This window comes from Njordella calcicola, from assembly GCF_056494125.1.
In genome coordinates this window covers 2,536,963-2,554,336 of record NZ_CM151396.1, presented here as the reverse complement: position 1 = coordinate 2,554,336, position 17,374 = coordinate 2,536,963, and the positions used below count along the sequence as shown (strand labels likewise).

The 17,374-nt window shown below is 52.2% G+C and carries 14 protein-coding genes; 10 read left to right on the top strand and 4 right to left on the bottom strand.

Annotation, left to right across the window (positions count from 1 at the left end):
- The first annotated feature begins 105 nt into the window (after positions 1-105).
- Positions 106-1,623, top strand: a complete 1,518-nt coding sequence (xylB, locus tag SH302x_RS09605; RefSeq protein ID WP_479368510.1) for a xylulokinase — start codon at positions 106-108, stop codon at positions 1,621-1,623.
- Between the two features lie 175 nt (positions 1,624-1,798).
- Here the strand turns inward: xylB and SH302x_RS09600 are convergent, their stop codons facing one another.
- Entirely contained in the window at positions 1,799-2,554 is a 756-nt protein-coding gene (locus SH302x_RS09600; protein ID WP_479368509.1) for a hypothetical protein, read from the bottom strand.
- A gap of 242 nt (positions 2,555-2,796) precedes the next feature.
- Here SH302x_RS09600 and SH302x_RS09595 point away from each other — a divergent pair, with 242 nt between their 5' ends.
- The 3 genes from SH302x_RS09595 (at position 2,797) to SH302x_RS09585 (ending at position 6,072) form a co-directional block, all read left to right on the top strand.
- Positions 2,797-3,159: a hypothetical protein gene (locus SH302x_RS09595; RefSeq protein ID WP_479368508.1), complete on the top strand. Its 363-nt coding sequence runs from the start codon at positions 2,797-2,799 to the stop codon at positions 3,157-3,159.
- A gap of 5 nt (positions 3,160-3,164) precedes the next feature.
- The gene (locus SH302x_RS09590) at positions 3,165-4,643 is read left to right on the top strand and encodes a tRNA modification GTPase (protein ID WP_479368507.1); all 1,479 of its coding nucleotides are present in this window, start codon (positions 3,165-3,167) and stop codon (positions 4,641-4,643) included.
- A 298-nt stretch (positions 4,644-4,941) separates the two neighbouring features.
- Positions 4,942-6,072, top strand: coding sequence for a BON domain-containing protein (locus SH302x_RS09585; RefSeq protein ID WP_479368506.1), 1,131 nt, complete (start codon positions 4,942-4,944; stop codon positions 6,070-6,072).
- Positions 6,073-6,269: 197 nt separating this feature from the next.
- Here SH302x_RS09585 and SH302x_RS09580 read toward each other — a convergent pair whose 3' ends face one another.
- The 3 genes from SH302x_RS09580 to SH302x_RS09570 all read right to left on the bottom strand — a co-directional run bounded on the left by SH302x_RS09580 (position 6,270) and on the right by SH302x_RS09570 (position 9,698).
- Positions 6,270-7,616: an alpha/beta hydrolase gene (locus SH302x_RS09580; RefSeq protein ID WP_479368505.1), complete on the bottom strand. Its 1,347-nt coding sequence runs from the start codon at positions 7,614-7,616 to the stop codon at positions 6,270-6,272.
- A 156-nt stretch (positions 7,617-7,772) separates the two neighbouring features.
- Positions 7,773-9,188 carry an ATP-binding protein gene (locus SH302x_RS09575; RefSeq protein WP_479368504.1) on the bottom strand — a complete coding sequence of 472 codons (1,416 nt, stop codon included), beginning with the start codon at positions 9,186-9,188 and terminating at the stop codon, positions 7,773-7,775.
- Positions 9,189-9,197: 9 nt separating this feature from the next.
- Positions 9,198-9,698: a TrmH family RNA methyltransferase gene (locus tag SH302x_RS09570; RefSeq protein WP_479368503.1), complete on the bottom strand. Its 501-nt coding sequence runs from the start codon at positions 9,696-9,698 to the stop codon at positions 9,198-9,200.
- A 66-nt stretch (positions 9,699-9,764) separates the two neighbouring features.
- On the opposite strand from SH302x_RS09570, the gene SH302x_RS09565 reads away from it, so the two are divergent.
- From SH302x_RS09565 to SH302x_RS09540, 6 genes are all read left to right on the top strand, one after another.
- Positions 9,765-10,883 carry an alkaline phosphatase family protein gene (locus SH302x_RS09565; protein WP_479368502.1) on the top strand — a complete coding sequence of 373 codons (1,119 nt, stop codon included), beginning with the start codon at positions 9,765-9,767 and terminating at the stop codon, positions 10,881-10,883.
- Positions 10,884-11,124: 241 nt separating this feature from the next.
- On the top strand, positions 11,125-11,691 hold the full coding sequence (locus tag SH302x_RS09560; protein WP_479368501.1) for a type 1 glutamine amidotransferase domain-containing protein: 567 nt from the start codon (positions 11,125-11,127) through the stop codon (positions 11,689-11,691).
- A 97-nt stretch (positions 11,692-11,788) separates the two neighbouring features.
- On the top strand, positions 11,789-13,348 hold the full coding sequence (locus SH302x_RS09555) for a glycoside hydrolase family protein (RefSeq protein WP_479368500.1): 1,560 nt from the start codon (positions 11,789-11,791) through the stop codon (positions 13,346-13,348).
- Between the two features lie 175 nt (positions 13,349-13,523).
- The gene (locus SH302x_RS09550; RefSeq protein WP_479368499.1) at positions 13,524-14,111 is read left to right on the top strand and encodes a 1,2-dihydroxy-3-keto-5-methylthiopentene dioxygenase; all 588 of its coding nucleotides are present in this window, start codon (positions 13,524-13,526) and stop codon (positions 14,109-14,111) included.
- 11 nt (positions 14,112-14,122) lie between these two features.
- The gene (gene mtnC, locus SH302x_RS09545) at positions 14,123-14,851 is read left to right on the top strand and encodes an acireductone synthase (RefSeq protein ID WP_479368498.1); all 729 of its coding nucleotides are present in this window, start codon (positions 14,123-14,125) and stop codon (positions 14,849-14,851) included.
- A gap of 187 nt (positions 14,852-15,038) precedes the next feature.
- Positions 15,039-17,372, top strand: a complete 2,334-nt coding sequence (locus SH302x_RS09540; protein ID WP_479368497.1) for a hypothetical protein — start codon at positions 15,039-15,041, stop codon at positions 17,370-17,372.
- Positions 17,373-17,374: the final 2 nt, after the last annotated feature.

The following is a 17,374-nucleotide window of genomic DNA, read 5'->3' as shown; positions in this document are numbered from 1 at the left end:
ATTTTTGCATTCGACGGGCAACTTGCGGACGATCGCATGCGTTTCCGCTGCTTATCTTTCATCTTTGGATCATTCAGAAAACTTCGATCAGGGCATCACAGAAACATGGGATACTATTTAGGCATCGACATTGGCACTTCCGGTACCAAAACCATTTGCATGACCGAAACGGGCGAGATTCTAGGCCAATCGACCACCGAGTATGCCGTTGAGATGCCGCGCCCCATGTGGACTCAGCAGCACCCTGATCTGTGGTGGGCGGCGGTGAAGAAAACAGTCGTCGGTGCGCTCAAGGCGTCCAAAGTGAAAGGAACCGAAGTCAAAGCGATCGGGCTATCCGGCCAGATGCATGGTTCTGTATTTTTGGATGCGAAGCAACAAGTAATTCGTCCAGCGCTTCTCTGGAATGACCAACGCACAGCCAAAGAGTGCGACGAGATTACGGAACTGGCCGGCGGTCGCCAAGCCCTGATTGAAATGGTTGCCAACCCGGCTTTGACTGGATTCACTGCCCCCAAAGTGCTTTGGCTGAGGAACAATGAGCCAAAGAATTTTGCAAAGCTGAAGCACTTGTTACTGCCCAAAGATGAAATTCGCCGTCGCTTAACTGGCGAACTAGCCACCGAAGTTAGCGACGCGTCGGGCATGTTGCTGCTGGATGTTGTGAATCGCAAGTGGAGCGATGCATTACTCAGCAAATTGCAACTCGACAAATCTTTGCTGGCAACGGTCTATGAATCGGAGCAAGTGACAGGTACGCTGCTGCCCGAAGTGGCTGCGGAATTAGGACTCAGTAAAGACTGCAAGGTCGTAGGTGGCGCAGGTGATTGTGCCGCAGGAGCCGTCGGTAACGGTGTCGTCAAATCTGGGATTGTAACCAGCTCTCTCGGGACCTCCGGCGTAGTGTTTTGCCATAGCGATACACCTCAGTACGATAAGCTTGGCCGCTTGCACACGTTTTGTCATGCGGTGCATGGCAAGTGGCACATGATGGGCGTCACGTTATCAGCGGCTGGTTCTTGGCAATGGTTCATGCAAACACTGTGTGCGGATCTAGCGAAGAAAAAAGGAATCAACCCACATGAGATTCTGAACCAGGAAGCGGCTGCCGCTCCGGTGGGCTCCAACGGGTTGTTCTTTTTGCCCTATTTGGCTGGCGAACGCACGCCTCATGCAGATGCCAACGCTCGCGGTTGTTGGATCGGACTGACGGGCGCTCATGATCGCGGCGCGATCGCTCGATCGGTAATGGAAGGGGTTGCCTATTCCTTGCGGGACGCTCTGGAGATTATTAAATCGTTGGGTGTCCCCATGAAAGAGATGCGGGTCAGCGGCGGCGGAGCCAAAAGCGAATTGTGGCGACAGATTATGGCAGACTGCTTTAATCAACCAGCCTGCACGATCAATGCCGAGCAAGGGCCTGCTTATGGCGTCGCATTGCTGGCGGCCGTGGGCGATGGTGCTTACAAGAACATCGAAGAAGCCTGTAAAGCGACGATTCGAGTGGTCGAAAAGATGCCGCCCAAGAAAGCGAACTGCAAGGTCTATGACCAGCACTACCCGGTCTACCAGGGCCTGTATCATTCCTTGAAGTCGGACTTCGCGAAGATCGCAGCGCTGTAACTAACGCGATAAATAAAGAGAAAGGGAGACGACGAATAACGCATGACATTCGAAGTCCCGCGTTTGTACTCCCGCGTTTGTAGTCCCGCCTTCAGTCGGAAGGCATTATTGTTAGATTTCGCCTAAAGGCGGGACTACGAACAAGCACCTTCTGCTTCGATGCACGGTATTGCGTTTATACTTGGTTTGAAGTTGTCAGTTGTTTGCGTTTGGCGCGGACTGTCTCGAGCTTCAGTGCATACTTTTCGGCGAATGCTTCATCACCAGTTGCACTGAGCTCCCGCAATCGCTCTAAAGTCCAGTGGAAGCGTGCCTGATAGCCGCGGATACTGGGGATCCCAAGTTGCTGTCGACGAATCCGCACTCGCGTCAACGAGATCCCAGACAGCTTGGACAATTCCGAATCTGACACCTTGCCCAACTTCGCTTCCCATTTCGCGTTCCAAGGAGTCTCATTGTTGCGACGGTAGGCTGGTATGTTCAGCGCAGAGCGTTTGAGATAGACATGCCTGCGACCTCGCTGGAGACGTCGAGCGACCTCCGCGTCCGGAAGCTTGCCAAGCAAACTGAGCTCCTTTTTGGTCCAGGGCCGCCGCTGCTGGGAGTTCGATTGACTTTCAATTCCCAGCCGATGACGCTCGGCAATCACACTGTGGACCGAGATGCCAAGTCGATCGGCGACCTGAGAATCGGGCAGTTTCCCTAAAAGGCCGCGTTGCGATTTGGTCCACTGGTGGGCCTTGATGTGCGTGTACGGTGCAATACCACGCGAGCGACGAAATGCGGAAACCGACGAAGAATAAATGCCCATTTCCTGCGCGATCGCGTGGTCGGACTCTTTACCCAGTCTGGCAATCAGCTCGGGAGTCCAAATTGAAACATGAACGCGTTGGCGAATCTGTTGCTCAGTTAAGGCTTTCTTCTTGGGCATAACCTATTGGGTCTCTCAGGGTATAAGTTTTAATCCGCCAGGGGACAGGGCAGAGGCGGAAGCGTCGTCTGCAAAACGGTTTTCGCCTTCCCCCCGCCGCTTTCTGCGATACGATAGTGCTCCCGGCAACTGACGCTAGACAGACCATTCCAGAGCGGTGAGCAGCATGCCGTGATGTTTTAGTGTACTAAAGTCCACTATTCAAGAGGCGTCCGGCAGATTGGACGACGAATCAAGCACAAATGAGCGACGAAGTTACTATTGTTTTCTTAAGCAGCGATCTGATGTTCTACTCTCAGATCTCGTCAGCAGCCAAGGGAGCAGGCCTCAAGAGCCAAATGGTCAAAGACCTGCAGGCAGTACCAGAAAAGATCAATAAGCCGTTAGTCGAATGGGTCGTGGTCGACCTTTTTCAAATGCGCGAGTCGATTGAATCGGTAGCGATGCTAGTACGCTCGGTCTTTCCTGCGGCAAAACTGATTGGGTTTGGTCCTCATGTGGATGCCGCTAGTCTGGAAGCAGCTCAGCAGGCAGGATTTGATGACGTCATGACACGTGGCAAGTTTCATCATGTTCTGCCCAGCTTGTTTCTTGTTGAGCGGTAAAGCCGATGCGGCAATGGGACACCGGCACAACGATCTGTGCCATCGCAAGTGGTGCTCAGCCAGCAGACCGAGGCATTATCCGAATCAGTGGCGCAGATTCCATCGCGCTGGCCAGCCGACTGCTGGGTGCTTCACAATCAGCGTTTGAAAAGACCTCGCGCAGCCGTCGCTACCAAGCCGTAGTTCATATCGATTCGCTGAGACAGGCTTTGCCAGTTAGTTTTTTCATGTGGCCCAGCCATCGCAGCTACACGGGACAGCCCAGTGTCGAACTGCATACGGTGGGCAATCCCATTTTGCTGGAGTTGCTGTTAGAGCAACTAGTGCAAGCGGGAGCCGTCGTAGCTCAGCCAGGAGAGTTTACGTATCGAGCTTTTTTAAGTGGCCGACTGGATCTAACTCAATGCGAAGCGGTCCTGGCTGTGATTCACGCCAACAGCCAACAAGCGCTGGAGGTTTCGTTGCGTCAATTGGCTGGCGGACTTTCGAAACCCTTGGCCGAGATCCGCTTGGGTTTGATCAACTTGCTAGCAGACTTGGAGGCGGGATTAGATTTTGTGGATGAGGACATCCAATTTGTTTCTCGACCGGAAGTACTGCGGCGGTTAAAAGAGTCCAAGGAGGTGTTAGCTCAAGTTGGCGGCCAGTTGAGCAGTCGACGTCAAGTTTCCGGGCGACTTCAAGTTGCTTTGGTTGGCGTCCCCAATGCTGGCAAAAGCTCGCTGATCAATGTCCTATGCGGCAGCCAAGTGGCGATTGTCAGTCCGGTTTCGGGTACGACTCGCGATTTTGTGCGTCAGACATGGGAGACATCCGCAGGAGCGGTAGATTTGGTTGACACGGCGGGGCTTGAGCCGCTTATGACGCAAAATGCCCAGGCCCATGGCACTGAAACGGAAGCTGCCTATCGACTGGACCACAAAGCCCAGCTTGCCACGCAGCAGGTTTTGCGAGATGCAGATCTGATTTTGTTTTGTTGCGATAGTTCAATGCGAGGGCTTCCGCAGCGCGATTTGTATGCACAACTCACTCGGTCCGTTTTGCAGCAGCGTCACTCCCAGCCGCTGCAGTGGTTGGTCCGAACAAAAATCGATCTGCCAGCAGCGGACGCTACTTCCATTCCCGATCCCACGTTTGCCGCGGTGTACGAGGTAAGCTCGCGTACTGAGCAGGGGCTCGAATCCCTGCGTGCAGCCTTGACCAGTTGGGTGGCATCGGTTCAGGGAGGAGGGCAGGAAGCGGTTCCCATGACGCTGGTACGTTGTGCTGAATCGGTGCAGCGTGCCAAGGCTTCGCTGGATACTGCGATTGAGTTGGCCAGTGATGGGCTTGAGCCGCTGTCCTTGGGCGTGATGAATCAAAGCGACGAGCTGATTGCGGCGGAGTTGCGGGCAACCCTCTACGAACTAGGGGCGGTTGTAGGCGAGATTTATACCGACGACATCCTTGACGCTTTGTTCAGTCGGTTCTGCATTGGTAAGTAGCGTAAGTTGCGTAAGTTGTTCTAAGGCCGGATGACCGGAAGAAGCCCAAACCGCGTCAAAATCAGAAAAAACGCTTTCTTGCATACGACCGGCTAGCCGAAGAATACTCTCGACGATGTAGACCATCCACTGGTGAATACTTGGGGGGCAATATTCCCAAAGCTTTACCAGCTAACAGACATTGCGTGATGGATCGTCGACACGACCATCATGTTTCGTTGACGATAAGCAGTTCACTTCGGACTGCCGCGTAGGCAGCGATTAGGGACCAATAGAGCTAAAGCGTAGGAGGAGTTCCATGCGACGTTTCTTCATGGGCATGGCGATCGCATCGCTAACGGTGGCGAGCCCAATCGCGGCCCAAGCCGGTGATCGCGAGATCGCTGACACCATAGTACAGACACTACAGAGCCGCCAGACCGACGGATCTCTGAAGGATTTCGATATCGACCTGGCAGTGGAGGCGGGCGTAGTTACGCTTAGCGGTTCTGTTGCGACAGCCAAACAAGCTGCAGCGGTAATTGATGCGTCACGAGGCACTCAAGGTGTCATCGAGATCATTAATGAAATCGAGATTCGCGAAAAAGTTGTAGCAACACCAGCGGTCGCGCAAGCAACCGAGGCTTCGCAATCATTTGTTATGCCTGCTGGCGGCGAATTGCCGATCCCAGCACCCATGATGGCTGAACCTCCAGCGATCGAATCGGCGACCACGGGTGTTTCACCAGCGGACGCGAAGATTACCGATGGCATTCTATCCAAGCTCGCCAGCTACAAGAACGAAGGCACCTTGCGTAACTTCGAATTGGATATCTCCACCGTACGCGGTGAAGTTTGGGCTCGCGGATATGTTGCCACGCCAGAACAAAAGCAGCTTGTTCTATCAACCGTTCAACATGCAAGTGGAGTAGCGAAAGTCGTTGATGACATCAACGTCTTGTCCGCTCCAGGTGTATCGACTCCAGTCATGCAAGCATCGACAAGCCACATTGTTGGTGCAGCGAGCATGCCGATGGTCGGACAGCCAGGCGTCCCACGAGCGTTCGCTCAAAGCCAACTGACCAACTACCAATCGGGCGTTTACGGCGGCGAAGCTTGCTTAACCGGCGGACCTGGTGGTATGGTTGGTGGCGGAATGGCTGGCGGCGGCATGGGTGGACCAGTTCCAATGTCAGCAGGCCCATCCTATGGTGGTGGCGTACCACGCTACGACAACCCACAGATGCCAAACTACGCTTGGCCAAGCTACGCGGCTCATCCGAACTATGCCGCGGTAACTTATCCGAAGCAATATAGTGCCTCGGCATGGCCGTACATCGGACCATTCTATCCATACCCACAAGTTCCATTGGGCTGGCGTAAAGTCGCTTTGGAGTGGGATGACGGATTGTGGTACCTAGACTTCTCTCACAAGAGCGGCCGTCGTTAAGAAACGGACGGGCTCAAACGCAACATCGATGAATGTGGCACGGTCTTACGATTTAGTTCAAAAGAGCTAAGTGGTAAGACCGTTTTTTTATGAACAGTGCCTGTCGTTGGTCAACGCCACTTTGCAACCTGCGGAAACGTGCCACGATGAGGCTCTCGAGATAGACGCGTTTGGATTTCGGCAATGAAACACAAACGCTAATCTGCCTGTCGCTGGGCGCGGAAGCGAGTGTCGCGCTGGCTGCCATTGAACAAGCTCATGCTCCAGCCTTCCAGTTTGTCACTGCCTACGATCACCGCATACGTGACAGGCATCGATACATCGCGGAAGGTATTTTCGCTATCGAAGATCAGCTTGTTGCCTTCCAACTCAATATTGGAAATGGCCTGCGTCGTAGGCTCACCATCCCCTCGTTGCGTCACGATGGAGCCTGCAAGCTTACCATCTTGGCGGCTAATGGTAAGCGTATATGTGGTCTTCGTTTGCCTCGCCTCCCGATCCCATGTCCAATTTCCAGTGGGATCAACCGTCTTACTGGCGTCGAAGCCTGGGAAAGGATCATTCTTTACTGGTTCAATTGCGCTCGCCATCGCAACCAAGTCTTCGTCCGTCTTCTCAAGGCCAGGGTAGTCGCGCCAAATCCAGCGCAGCATCAGCGGCAGCATCGCGCCGCCGTGATCGTCGGAATGCCCGCCATCACCTAGCACAAAAGCATACTCATAGCCCTTTTCTTCAAAGGCGGCTTTCATCTTTTGGTTCTGTAAATACCAATCGCGTTCGACATTCTGAGGGCTGCGAAGGTCATTAATGCCATCTTGCAAGAAGATGCGAATCGGTTTTGCGTCCGATTCACGAATCATGTCAGGGTAAGCATGGCCGCCATGAATGTTGGTAAAGCTTCCGATCATGCTGACCACGTTTCGGAATTGATCTGGGCGATGCCAAGCGACAGTGAACGCGCAGATCGCGCCGCTACTTGAGCCACCGATGGCGCGTGCCGCGGGATCGTCGCTGAGCTTGTACTTCTTGCCAACCTCGGGCAACATCTCTTCAATGATGAACCTGGCATAGGTATCATCCAACACGTCGTACTCACGGTCCCGATTGTTGGGATTGCCGGTGCCGATATCATCTGGGAATTCGTCGCCTCGTTGACCTGGCGTGATGAAGATGCCTATCGTGACAGGGATCTGGTTCTTGGCGATCAAATTCTCTAACACATTTTGAACTCGTAGCACTCCGCCCGGATTGGTCGCGCGGGCACCGTCTTGGAATACAAGTACTGCTGCTGGTTTGCTTGCGTCGTATTGCGGCGGGACGTAGATCCAGTACTTACGCACCGTGTCTTTGATGATCTGGCTTCGATACAGAAAAGGGCCTTCCAGTTTACCTTTCAGTTCGCCGTCGATTTTTGATTCTGCCGTTAGTGGGTAGTTAATCTGCGGCTGAGGTGTTAAGCGAGGCGTTGCTTCTTGTGACCAAAGGTAAGTGCTGTGCGAAAGGCAAATGCCCAGCACTGCTAGCATGTGCGATGAACGAAGCATAACGTTGTGACTCCGAGAGGAAAGCTATTGTAGAAAGATAACGACAGCCCCATTGTAACGTGACACTTCCAAGATTGTTCGCTGGACGCTAGTTCAAAAGTCAATCCGCAACAGCACGTGCCAGCCAAAGGAATCGGTAGGGCAGGGGGGATTCGTTTAGCTCGAGGAGATTGGAATTTGCACCGTAATGGTGGTGCCAATTCCAATTTGACTTTGGATTTGGAGTTCGCCGCCTAAACCTCGCACGACGTTGCGAGTCAGAAAAACGCCCAGTCCCATTCCTTGCCCGACTGACTTGGTGGTGAAAAAGGGTTGCCCAATACGTTCCGCCGTTTCTGAATCCATCCCTTCGCCTTGATCGGTAACACGTATCACCCAAGCTTCTGCAGCGGTCGTGATTTCCATTCTTACGTTGCGGTTAGGAGGCGATGCGTCCAATGCGTTTTGTAGCAAGTTGCGGATGGCTTGTGAAAGCGCTTGCAACGGCAAGCGTGCAACGGCGGTCGATTTCTCCGGCCTCATGACGACCTCGATCCGCTGAGGCTGTCGAAGTGGATTGATAATCGCATCGACCAGCGACGTGACGCTGACCAAATGAAAGCCCTCGGCAGAAGCTTCCCCCGCACCGCTTTTCAAACGATGCAGAACTTCGCGACAGCGATCCAGTTCCGATCGAATCAAATCGACATCTCGCGTGACGCTTTTAGGTACATCGGGCTTGTCAAGTTTCCTTGATAGTTCTTTCGCAACCACTGCAATAGTAGACAGCGGCGATGCCAGTTCATGCCCTGCACCAGCGGCGAGCGTCGCCAGAGCCTCTAAACGTTGCGAGCGCATCCTTTCTGCTTCCGCGTTTGCAAGTCGTAATTCGCGGTTACGTAACTCATTCATCAACACGTTGATGAAGTATGTCACCACGATGCAACACGTTGTCAGAGCAACAAAGCTGCCCTGCTTTTTGATGGAAAGAAACGGAAGTGCACTGTCCGACGCAAATCCAGCCAATTGCAACGGTCGCGTATCAATCAACAGGATTGCGATGCCAACCACGCTGAGCCCAGAAACTGCCCATGTCCATCGCGGAGCGAGAATTAACCCGCAGACGGCGATGTTGGCAAAGTAAAAGCAGGAAAACGGGTTAGTAATCCCGCCAGTCAAATACAACATCATGGTCAACGTTACAACATCAATCAGCAGCGAACTGCCCAACAGGTTCTCGAGCAGTTTGACTTGCGATCGCGCGTACCGATTGTTATCCACCAGCGATTCGAAATCGGTAACCGTCGATAAATTGGTTAATTCAAAGTTAATTTCCTGGGTGCTTTTGGTAACGTTGGATTGTTGTTTGTGCTGAAAACTCAGATACACCATCAGGGCAATGTTCGTGACCACTGTGATCGAGACCGCACCGGCCAGCAGTGTTAGCGGCAAGTCCGCTTGCAACCAACCGGATGTGATTGCAATCGCCAAGCATTGACCGACGATTGCAAACCATCGCAATTGGACGAGCCAATCTGCCGTCTCCAACGCGGCAGTGTAATCATCCGGTGATCGGGGTTTACGCAGTAACATGCAGACCGACTATCCGTTTGGGTATTGCCGACAATATTCATAGACGGCCATTGTTGTCGCAGTTGCCACATTGTAGCTCGCTGGCTGGCCATAAACCGGGATTTCAACAACATAATCTAAGAGATCGAGGCATTCTTGGTCCAAGCCTTCGCGTTCACTTCCGACAACCAACGCGACAATCTTGGGAAACTTAAATTCGAATAGAGTTTGCGAATTGGTGGTTTGTTCAAGCCCCACAAGAGGTATCTTTTTGGCTCGCAAATCTTCAAGCACAGACGTCAGGGTTCGCCGCTGTTCTACCTGCACATAATCTGCCGCATCACGAGCGATCGTCCGATCAACTTTGCCTGGCCCAATCTTCGTGATCAGTTGTATTCCGGCGCAACCTGCGAGACGTACAATTCGGCTTAAATTGACCGAACTTCGCATCGGGGCAAGCACGAGCTGAAGACCTCGGGGGCTGGCCAGCGGCATAGGCGGCTTATGTCGGATATGTTCAAATATTGGCATGCTCATGTTATCCTCACCGCGCGTCATTTGCACAAGATTACTTGCCTCACGAAAACTTAACAAACTATGGTCCTACGATTAACGCTTCAATGCCTGCTGGCCGTCTGGATTGTGACAAATTTTTGCTCCAACCAATCGATTGCCCAAGACGAAACGCCCACTCCAACAACCAACGTCGTGCTGATCACACTGGACGGTATGCGTCTGGAAGAAGTGTTCCATGGTGCCGATCGACGATTAGTGATACCTGAGCTGGGTTGTAACGAGCCAGACAAAGTGCTCGATCAATTTTGGACTGATGAATCGGACCAGCAGCGCCGTAAATTGCTAATGCCTTTTCTATGGAGTCAGATCGAACAAGGCGGCTGGATCGCGGGGAATGTTGACTTGGACAGCGTGGTCCAAGTGACCAACGGGAAATACTTTTCTTATCCCGGCTACAACGAACTGCTAACCGGTCATGCGGATGCCAAAGTCGATTCCAATGCGAAACGATATAACGAAAACGTCACCGTCCTTGAGTGGTTGAATCAACCCGAACGATTGAAAGGTAAAGTTGCTGCGTATTGCTCATGGGATGTCTTCCCATACATCATCAATGATCGTCGCAGTTCGGTCCCGGTCAATGCGGGCTGGACAAAGCTGAGCGTTGGCCAACAAGAGACGCTAGCCTCCGCGAACTTTATTGCGGACAACTTATTTCATGAATGGGACGGTGTGCGATACGATGCACTGACCACGCTAGGAGCGATTGAAGAAATAAAACAAACACAACCGCGAGTTCTGTACGTAGCGCTGGGAGAGACCGATGATTGGGCTCACGAAGGCCGATACGACCGTTACCTGTTAACGGCCAATCAAAATGATCGCTTCATCCGAGCGATTTGGGATACGTGTCAGTCATTAGACGCGTATCGGGATCGAACTGCGTTTTTGATTACTTCCGATCACGGGCGCGGTGACGGACGAGAAGGTTGGAAAGGGCATTCTGTCGATTTACCGGGCTCAGAACGTATCTGGTTTGCCGCCTTTGGAGCAGGAGTCCAAAAGCGTGGAATCGATCAAGGAGGGAGTTTCAAACAAGCTCAAGTTGCGGCAACGGTCGCGGACTTGCTGGGCTTTGATTTTGCGGCCGTGGACGAGAGGATTCATCCACCAATCGTATTGTCAACGGAAGTTGACTGAGCTGGAAACTGGCTTTGGTTCCAACGGTGCTCATCGGCCGGCTTGCCCAGATAACGCAGACAAGTTGGCTTGGTCGTTATGCGGCCAACCACGCGGTTAGATCGAATGCGTATCAACCATTTTCTTTGATTCCCCATGCTTGGTGCGGAAGGCATACGAGTTGCTATACGAGTTGCTAACAGATTGCTCAAGGTGTTTGCGACACCTTCCATTTGTTTCTCAAGCATAAAGGATCTATTCGATGGCCAAACAACCTCTTGCAGGAAAGAAAGTTGCCTTCTTAGCTACTGACGGTTTTGAACAAGTAGAATTGACGGAACCCTGGAAGGCTGCCAAAGCGGCTGGCGCAGAAACGCATCTCATCTCATTAAAAACCGGCAAAATCCAGGGGATGAATCACGACCAAAAAGCGGATCAATTTCCAGTCGACAAATCCATTGAGGAAGTCGACGCTAGTGCCTACGACGCACTGGTTCTTCCAGGGGGAGTTGCGAATCCCGACACCCTGCGGACTTCTGAAAAAGCTGTGCAATTTACCCGCAAATTCTTCGAGCAGCACAAGCCCGTCGCAGCCATCTGCCATGGATTATGGACGCTAGTGGAAGCTGACGTGCTTCGCCACCGGCAAGTGACTTCATGGCCGAGCCTCAAGACCGATATCGTCAATGCAGGCGGTAAATGGGTGGATCAGGAAGTGGTCTGCGATAACGGATTGGTCACTAGTCGTAAGCCAGATGACTTGCCGGCTTTCTGCAAAAAGATGATCGAAGAAGTTGCGGAAGGTACTCACGTAGGCCAGCACGCCTAATACGTGCATACCTGCACTCGCCGCAGCAAGGCTAGTTGTCATCGCTGCGTACCAATACGCTAATCCACTCGAACACTCCTTGGCTGCGCTTAAATTTATGTACTCGGAAGTAACTGGCGGCCGAAAGACGTTGGGAGATGTAGATGTTCTATATCACGATGGTATCTATCATTTATTTCACCTAGTTCTACCCAATCATGATTTCATCGCACATGCCGTGAGTGACGATGGTTTCAACTGGCATCGAGTGGAAAACTCGTTGTTCATTGGTCATCCAGGCGGTTGGGATGATTCGATGTTATGGACGGTCCATGTCACACCACATCCCTTTCGGCCGAACGCATGGCGAATGTTTTACACTGGTTTGTCTCGCAAGGACAAAGGATTGAAGCAACGTGTGGGGATGGCCGAGAGCGAGGATTTGTACCGCTGGACGAAGTCGGCTGTTTCTTGGAAAGACTATCAAGACTCGCCGCCAGTTCGCCTGAAGAACAGACCGGCGGAACCTAGGTTTCGCTTTGATCCGCAAAGCTGTTTTCCGGTGGGGCCGCCCGAGGAATACTACGAGCACGATTTGGAGCAAGGTCGACACTGGATCTCGTGGCGGGACCCTTTCTACTATCGTGAGGGGCAGCGGGGATGGCTGCTGGTCGCCGGACGCGTCAAAGATGGACCAGTGGTGCGTCGCGGTTGTGTGGCATTGTTGGAAGAAACCTCGGAGAACCATTTCGAAGCTAGGCCACCGCTGCATCATCCAGGTCTTTATGACGACATCGAAGTTCCCAACCTGTGTAAAATCGATGGCGAGTATTATTTGTTCGGAAGTATTCGCGAAGATGAAAAGATACGTTATTGGCATGCTACGTCCATCTGCGGTCCATGGCGAAGCTACTCCGACAATGTACTTTTGGCAGCCGGAAACTATGCAGGTCGAATTTGTAAAGATGATCGTGGTTATTTGCTGTGGTGTTTCTTCGCGCAGGATCGTTCGGGACTTCAAACACACAACTCTATGCCACCACCGAAACGACTTACGCGAGCGGACAATGGGCAGTTGAAGCTGGCCACTTTTGAAGGTTTCGAAGATCAGCTAAAAGACATCCGATTGGATACGCGGCTGTATCCACTGACACCTGCCTGCGAGACGCAAAAGTGTCAAAATATCGAGCATGGCTGTCGGATTGAGTGCGAATCGGGCTTTCATGCTTATGTCTTTGCCGAAAACTATGAATGCTTCCGATTGACGGCAGATCTTACGATGCAAGGGGCTGGCAAGTGTGGAATTGTCTTTCGCATGGATCGTGAGACGCATGACGGTTATTTCTTGTCATTGGATCTGTTCAAAGGGGTCGCGCAGATACGAGCTTGGGGCAGCGGCCCAGTTGGCAGCGGTGAAGACATGATGCAGTTCCAGACGCTTCAGCAGGCGTTTTGGCAGCAGCCCGATCCAGGCCGTGCCGCGATTTGCTTGATTGCCTTTGGAAGCTACATTGAACTATCCATCGATGGCCGAATTTTGCTTTCGCTGGCCAACCAGCAGTTTCAAGCCGGTGCGGTGGGTTTTTATGTTGAGACCGGGACGCTGGCGATCGATCGTTTAGCATTCTCGCAATTGCACCTGCCGAAACAATCCGACCAGCAACTGCCCGGTGGCTAGCGAATCATTAAAAAAAGGAACAGGCTGCATCGATGGCATTTGGTGATTCTAAGCTCGACACAAGACCGTTCCCCCTAGTGTTATGCCTGCGGAATTCGTATCATAGAGCGTGTCCTGTGACGAACGCTGAGTAATCTGCGACTACAGTTTCCGCTTGCTTTTTTGGAAGGTGATCATGGCCTCTGTCTTTGTTCAAGACGAAAACCGAAACATAACGAACGTTGAAGAAATCCGCGAGTTTCTCAAACCGTTTGGCATTTGGTATGAGAACTGGGAAGTCGCTGGTAGGTTGCCCGATTCGCCTACCGATCAAGATATCCTCGATACATACGCCCCAGAAATTCAGCGACTGAAAGACCAAGGCGGGTTCGTGACTGCCGACGTCATCAACGTCTCCAGCGATACACCCAATCTGGATGCGATGTTGGCCAAATTCGACAAGGAACATACACACAGCGAAGACGAAGTTCGTTTTACCGTCAGTGGCAAAGGCGTGTTCCACATCCATCCAGAAAATGGGCCCGTCTTTGAGATCACGGTCGAAAGCGGTGATCTGATCAACGTACCGCGTGGCACGAAACACTGGTTCAACTTATGTACCGAAAAGCATATTCGGTGCATTCGATTGTTCGAAGACAAATCAGGTTGGACTCCCCATTATATCGATGAAGGCGTTCATACCAGTTATCAGCCATTGTGTTTCGGCGGCAACTATATTGAAACAGGTGCCTCATTGAAGTTAGATACGGTGATCAAGCGGTGATACAACTGCAAGTGAAAGCTGTTCTTTTGGATGTTGAAGGCACGACGTCAAGTATTGCTTTTGTTTACGAGCAAATGTTCCCTTATGCGCGGCAGCAGTTACGAGCATACTGCACCGAACATTGGGACTCGTCTGAGCTACAGAACTCGGTTGAACTTCTAGCTTCAGACGCTGGCTTTCAGCACTCGTCTACTTGGTTTTCTCAGACGCCAGAGATTGCGCCGCTGGAAGTGGTTATCGCATTTGCTTCGCAACTGATGGACCGCGATAGCAAATCGACTGGGCTCAAATCCTTGCAGGGCTTGTTGTGGAAGTCGGGTTTTGAAACCGGGCAACTGCAATCCCATCTTTTTCCGGATGTCGCGCCAGCACTTCTTCGCTGGCAGCAGTCGGGGATTTCGCTTGCGATCTATTCATCAGGTAGCGTGACCGCACAGCGATTGTTTTTCGGACATTCAATCGCGGGCGATTTGAATACATTCCTTAGCGCAAATTTCGATACGACCATTGGGAATAAACGCCAGTCACAATCGTATAAGACGATTGCAGCAGAACTAAAGCTTGACGGACAAGACATTGTGTTCTTGAGCGATATTGCTGAAGAACTGCAGGCTGCTCAAGAGGCCAATTTCCAAACTGTCGCGGTAGTTCGTGAAGGGAACGCGCCGCTTTCCGAGCAATACCATGGCGAGTCAATCACTAGTTTTGATCAGCTTGAACTGCAGCTTAAAGATTACTAGCCTGTCCCAGACCCCGAAAAGTAGAATGGGGTTCCAGCCCGTCGACGGTTTTGGGATAGGCTCTAAGTTCGCACGCGTCGGCGGCTGACGGTACGCTACAATAGAGGGACGCGAAAGTCATTGCGTCGGATCGACGCGAAACTCATTGCGTCGATGAAATGGTTCTTGCCTTTGAGTAATCGTGTATATGTCCAAGTTCGTTAGTATCACTTATCGCATTCAGCCATCTCGCGTGTGGCTGAACGCATACCGGCGGATTGCAGCGGCATTGTCCCTAGTGGCCCTGGCATGGCTAGCAACGTCACCTTCGACTGCTGTTGGCCAAGACTTGCTGGATGCGTTTGAGCAGGCGTTTCCCAATGTTCCGACGGCAGCTCAGCCTCCAGAAATTGCAGACACGCCGATCGCTGCACCGTCCGCCATCGCAGAAGTAGATGAGCCCGCAGGGGCTTGGACGGTTCCTCAAACAAATGCCAACGAGGCAGTACCAAACCCTGGGTTTGAAGTGATCGTCCAAACACCGATTACGGCTCGAGAGAGTTCCCGCGTGAGAGCGGTGTTAGATCAATTGCAGTCTACCAGCCCAAACGCCACTGTCATCCTGCGATTTGACGCCCAGCAACCTGAAGCGCCAAATATAGGTGGCGGCAGCGAATATGAATCATCGTTAGCGATCGCGCGTGTGTTGACTGGTCCTGTTGGTGGCAAACTGCGTTCAATCGCTTATATCGACCAAACGTTGGTGGGCCATGCGGTGCTGGTCGCCATGGCCTGCGAGCGAATTGCCATCGCGCCTAACGTCGAACTTGGGAAAGCTGCGATCGATGAAAATGCGATCGATGAAACGATTGTTTCGAACTATCAGCAAATTGCGAAAACCAGGGGACGCTTCCCAGCGGCGCTTGTCAACAGTTTGCTGGATGCAGAAGCTCAGTTGTTCGAGGTTTCGCTAAGTAACGGAACAGTGCAGTTTGTAAACCAATCGGCCTTGGAAGAGCTTTCCGCGCAAAACCAAGTGTTAAGGCAAGCCCGATTAACTATCCCTGGCCAACAGGGATCCTACAGCGGCAAAACTATGCGGGAAAAAAATTGGATTGATGTTGCGCCTGAGTCGCTGGAGGAGTTGATGGAAGTTGCAGAAGTGCAACGCCTTGCGCCGGCATCAAGTCTCAATTCCATCGATAACCCAGTAGCTGTCATGTTTGAGATCGACGGCGACATCAGTCCGATGTTAGTCAATCGTTGTGTTCGTACATTGCGAGAGTCGGTCAACAAAGATGGAGTAAATACATGCATCGTAAGAATCAGTTCGCTGGGCGGAACACTCGAACAATGTAATCGTTTGGCAAGTTTCCTGTTGGATTTAAAACGAGAGAAGATTGAGACGATCGCGCTGGTGGATGGCAGATGTAAAGGCGGAGCGGCATTGGTTGCGATGGCTTGCTCCCGAGTATTCGCCATTGAAGAGACCGATTTCGGCGGCGATGGTTCAGTGATCTATTCTGCCCAAGAGATCATCGAAATGCGTGGGCTGTGGATGAATCTTGAGGAAGTGAGTGGCAAGCCTGCTTCGCAATTCTATGCGGTGATTTCCGCGTCGGTGCCACTATTTGAATATGTTTCGCGAACCGGCCAGCGGACGTTGGGGACACCGCAGTTAATCGAGCAACCCAACGATGGTCAACAGTGGCGACGAGCGGCGGATGCTGTAGAGTTGAAGCAAGTCAACTTGGCCGAAGCTAGGGCACGCGGCTGGATTCAGAACATCCTGCGAGAAAGCGACCAGCTTGCGACGTTGATCGGTTTAGAACAACTGCCTGAGCCAAAGCAAATGTCGGAGTTTGAGCAATGGGTTGCAAGGCTGGCTGACAATCAGTTCCTGAAGGTAGCTCTGCTGGCAATTGGCCTAGCGACCTTCACAACCGAGCTCACGGCCCCTGGCAGTATTTTGTTTGGGTTTATATCGCTGGTCTGTTTCACAGGTTACTTCTGGTTGCAGTTGATGAATGGAACGGTTGAGTCGCTGGAGATCGCTTTGTTTATAGGCGGATTGATTGCGATCTGCGTCGAGTTCTTTGTGATTCCTGGGTTTGGCGTATTTGGGATTGGCGGAGGGTTGATGTGTTTAGCTGGGCTGGTTCTGGCTTCGCAGCGGTTCGTCATACCAGTTACATCGGTGCAGTGGAATCAATTTGCGTGGAATTTATTCGGAGTTGTGACGGCCGGATTGATCTCGTTGATCGTGCTGATTGCAATGTCTAGTGGACTGAGCAATTCCCCGTTCTTCCGCTGGTTGGAATTGAAGCCACCGGAGCCAGAAGCGGCCGCATCTGCACCGCCCAGCATCGAGAATTTGGCGGGCCGAAGTGGGACGACTACCACGCGCTGCGCACCTTATGGGCGTGCAAAGATTCTGGGGCGGACTCGCGAGATTCGTGTTGAGGACGGATTCTTGGAACCCGATACTCCGATTGTTGTGATACGCATGGAGGGCGATGTTGCGGTCGTGCGAAGCGCCTGATA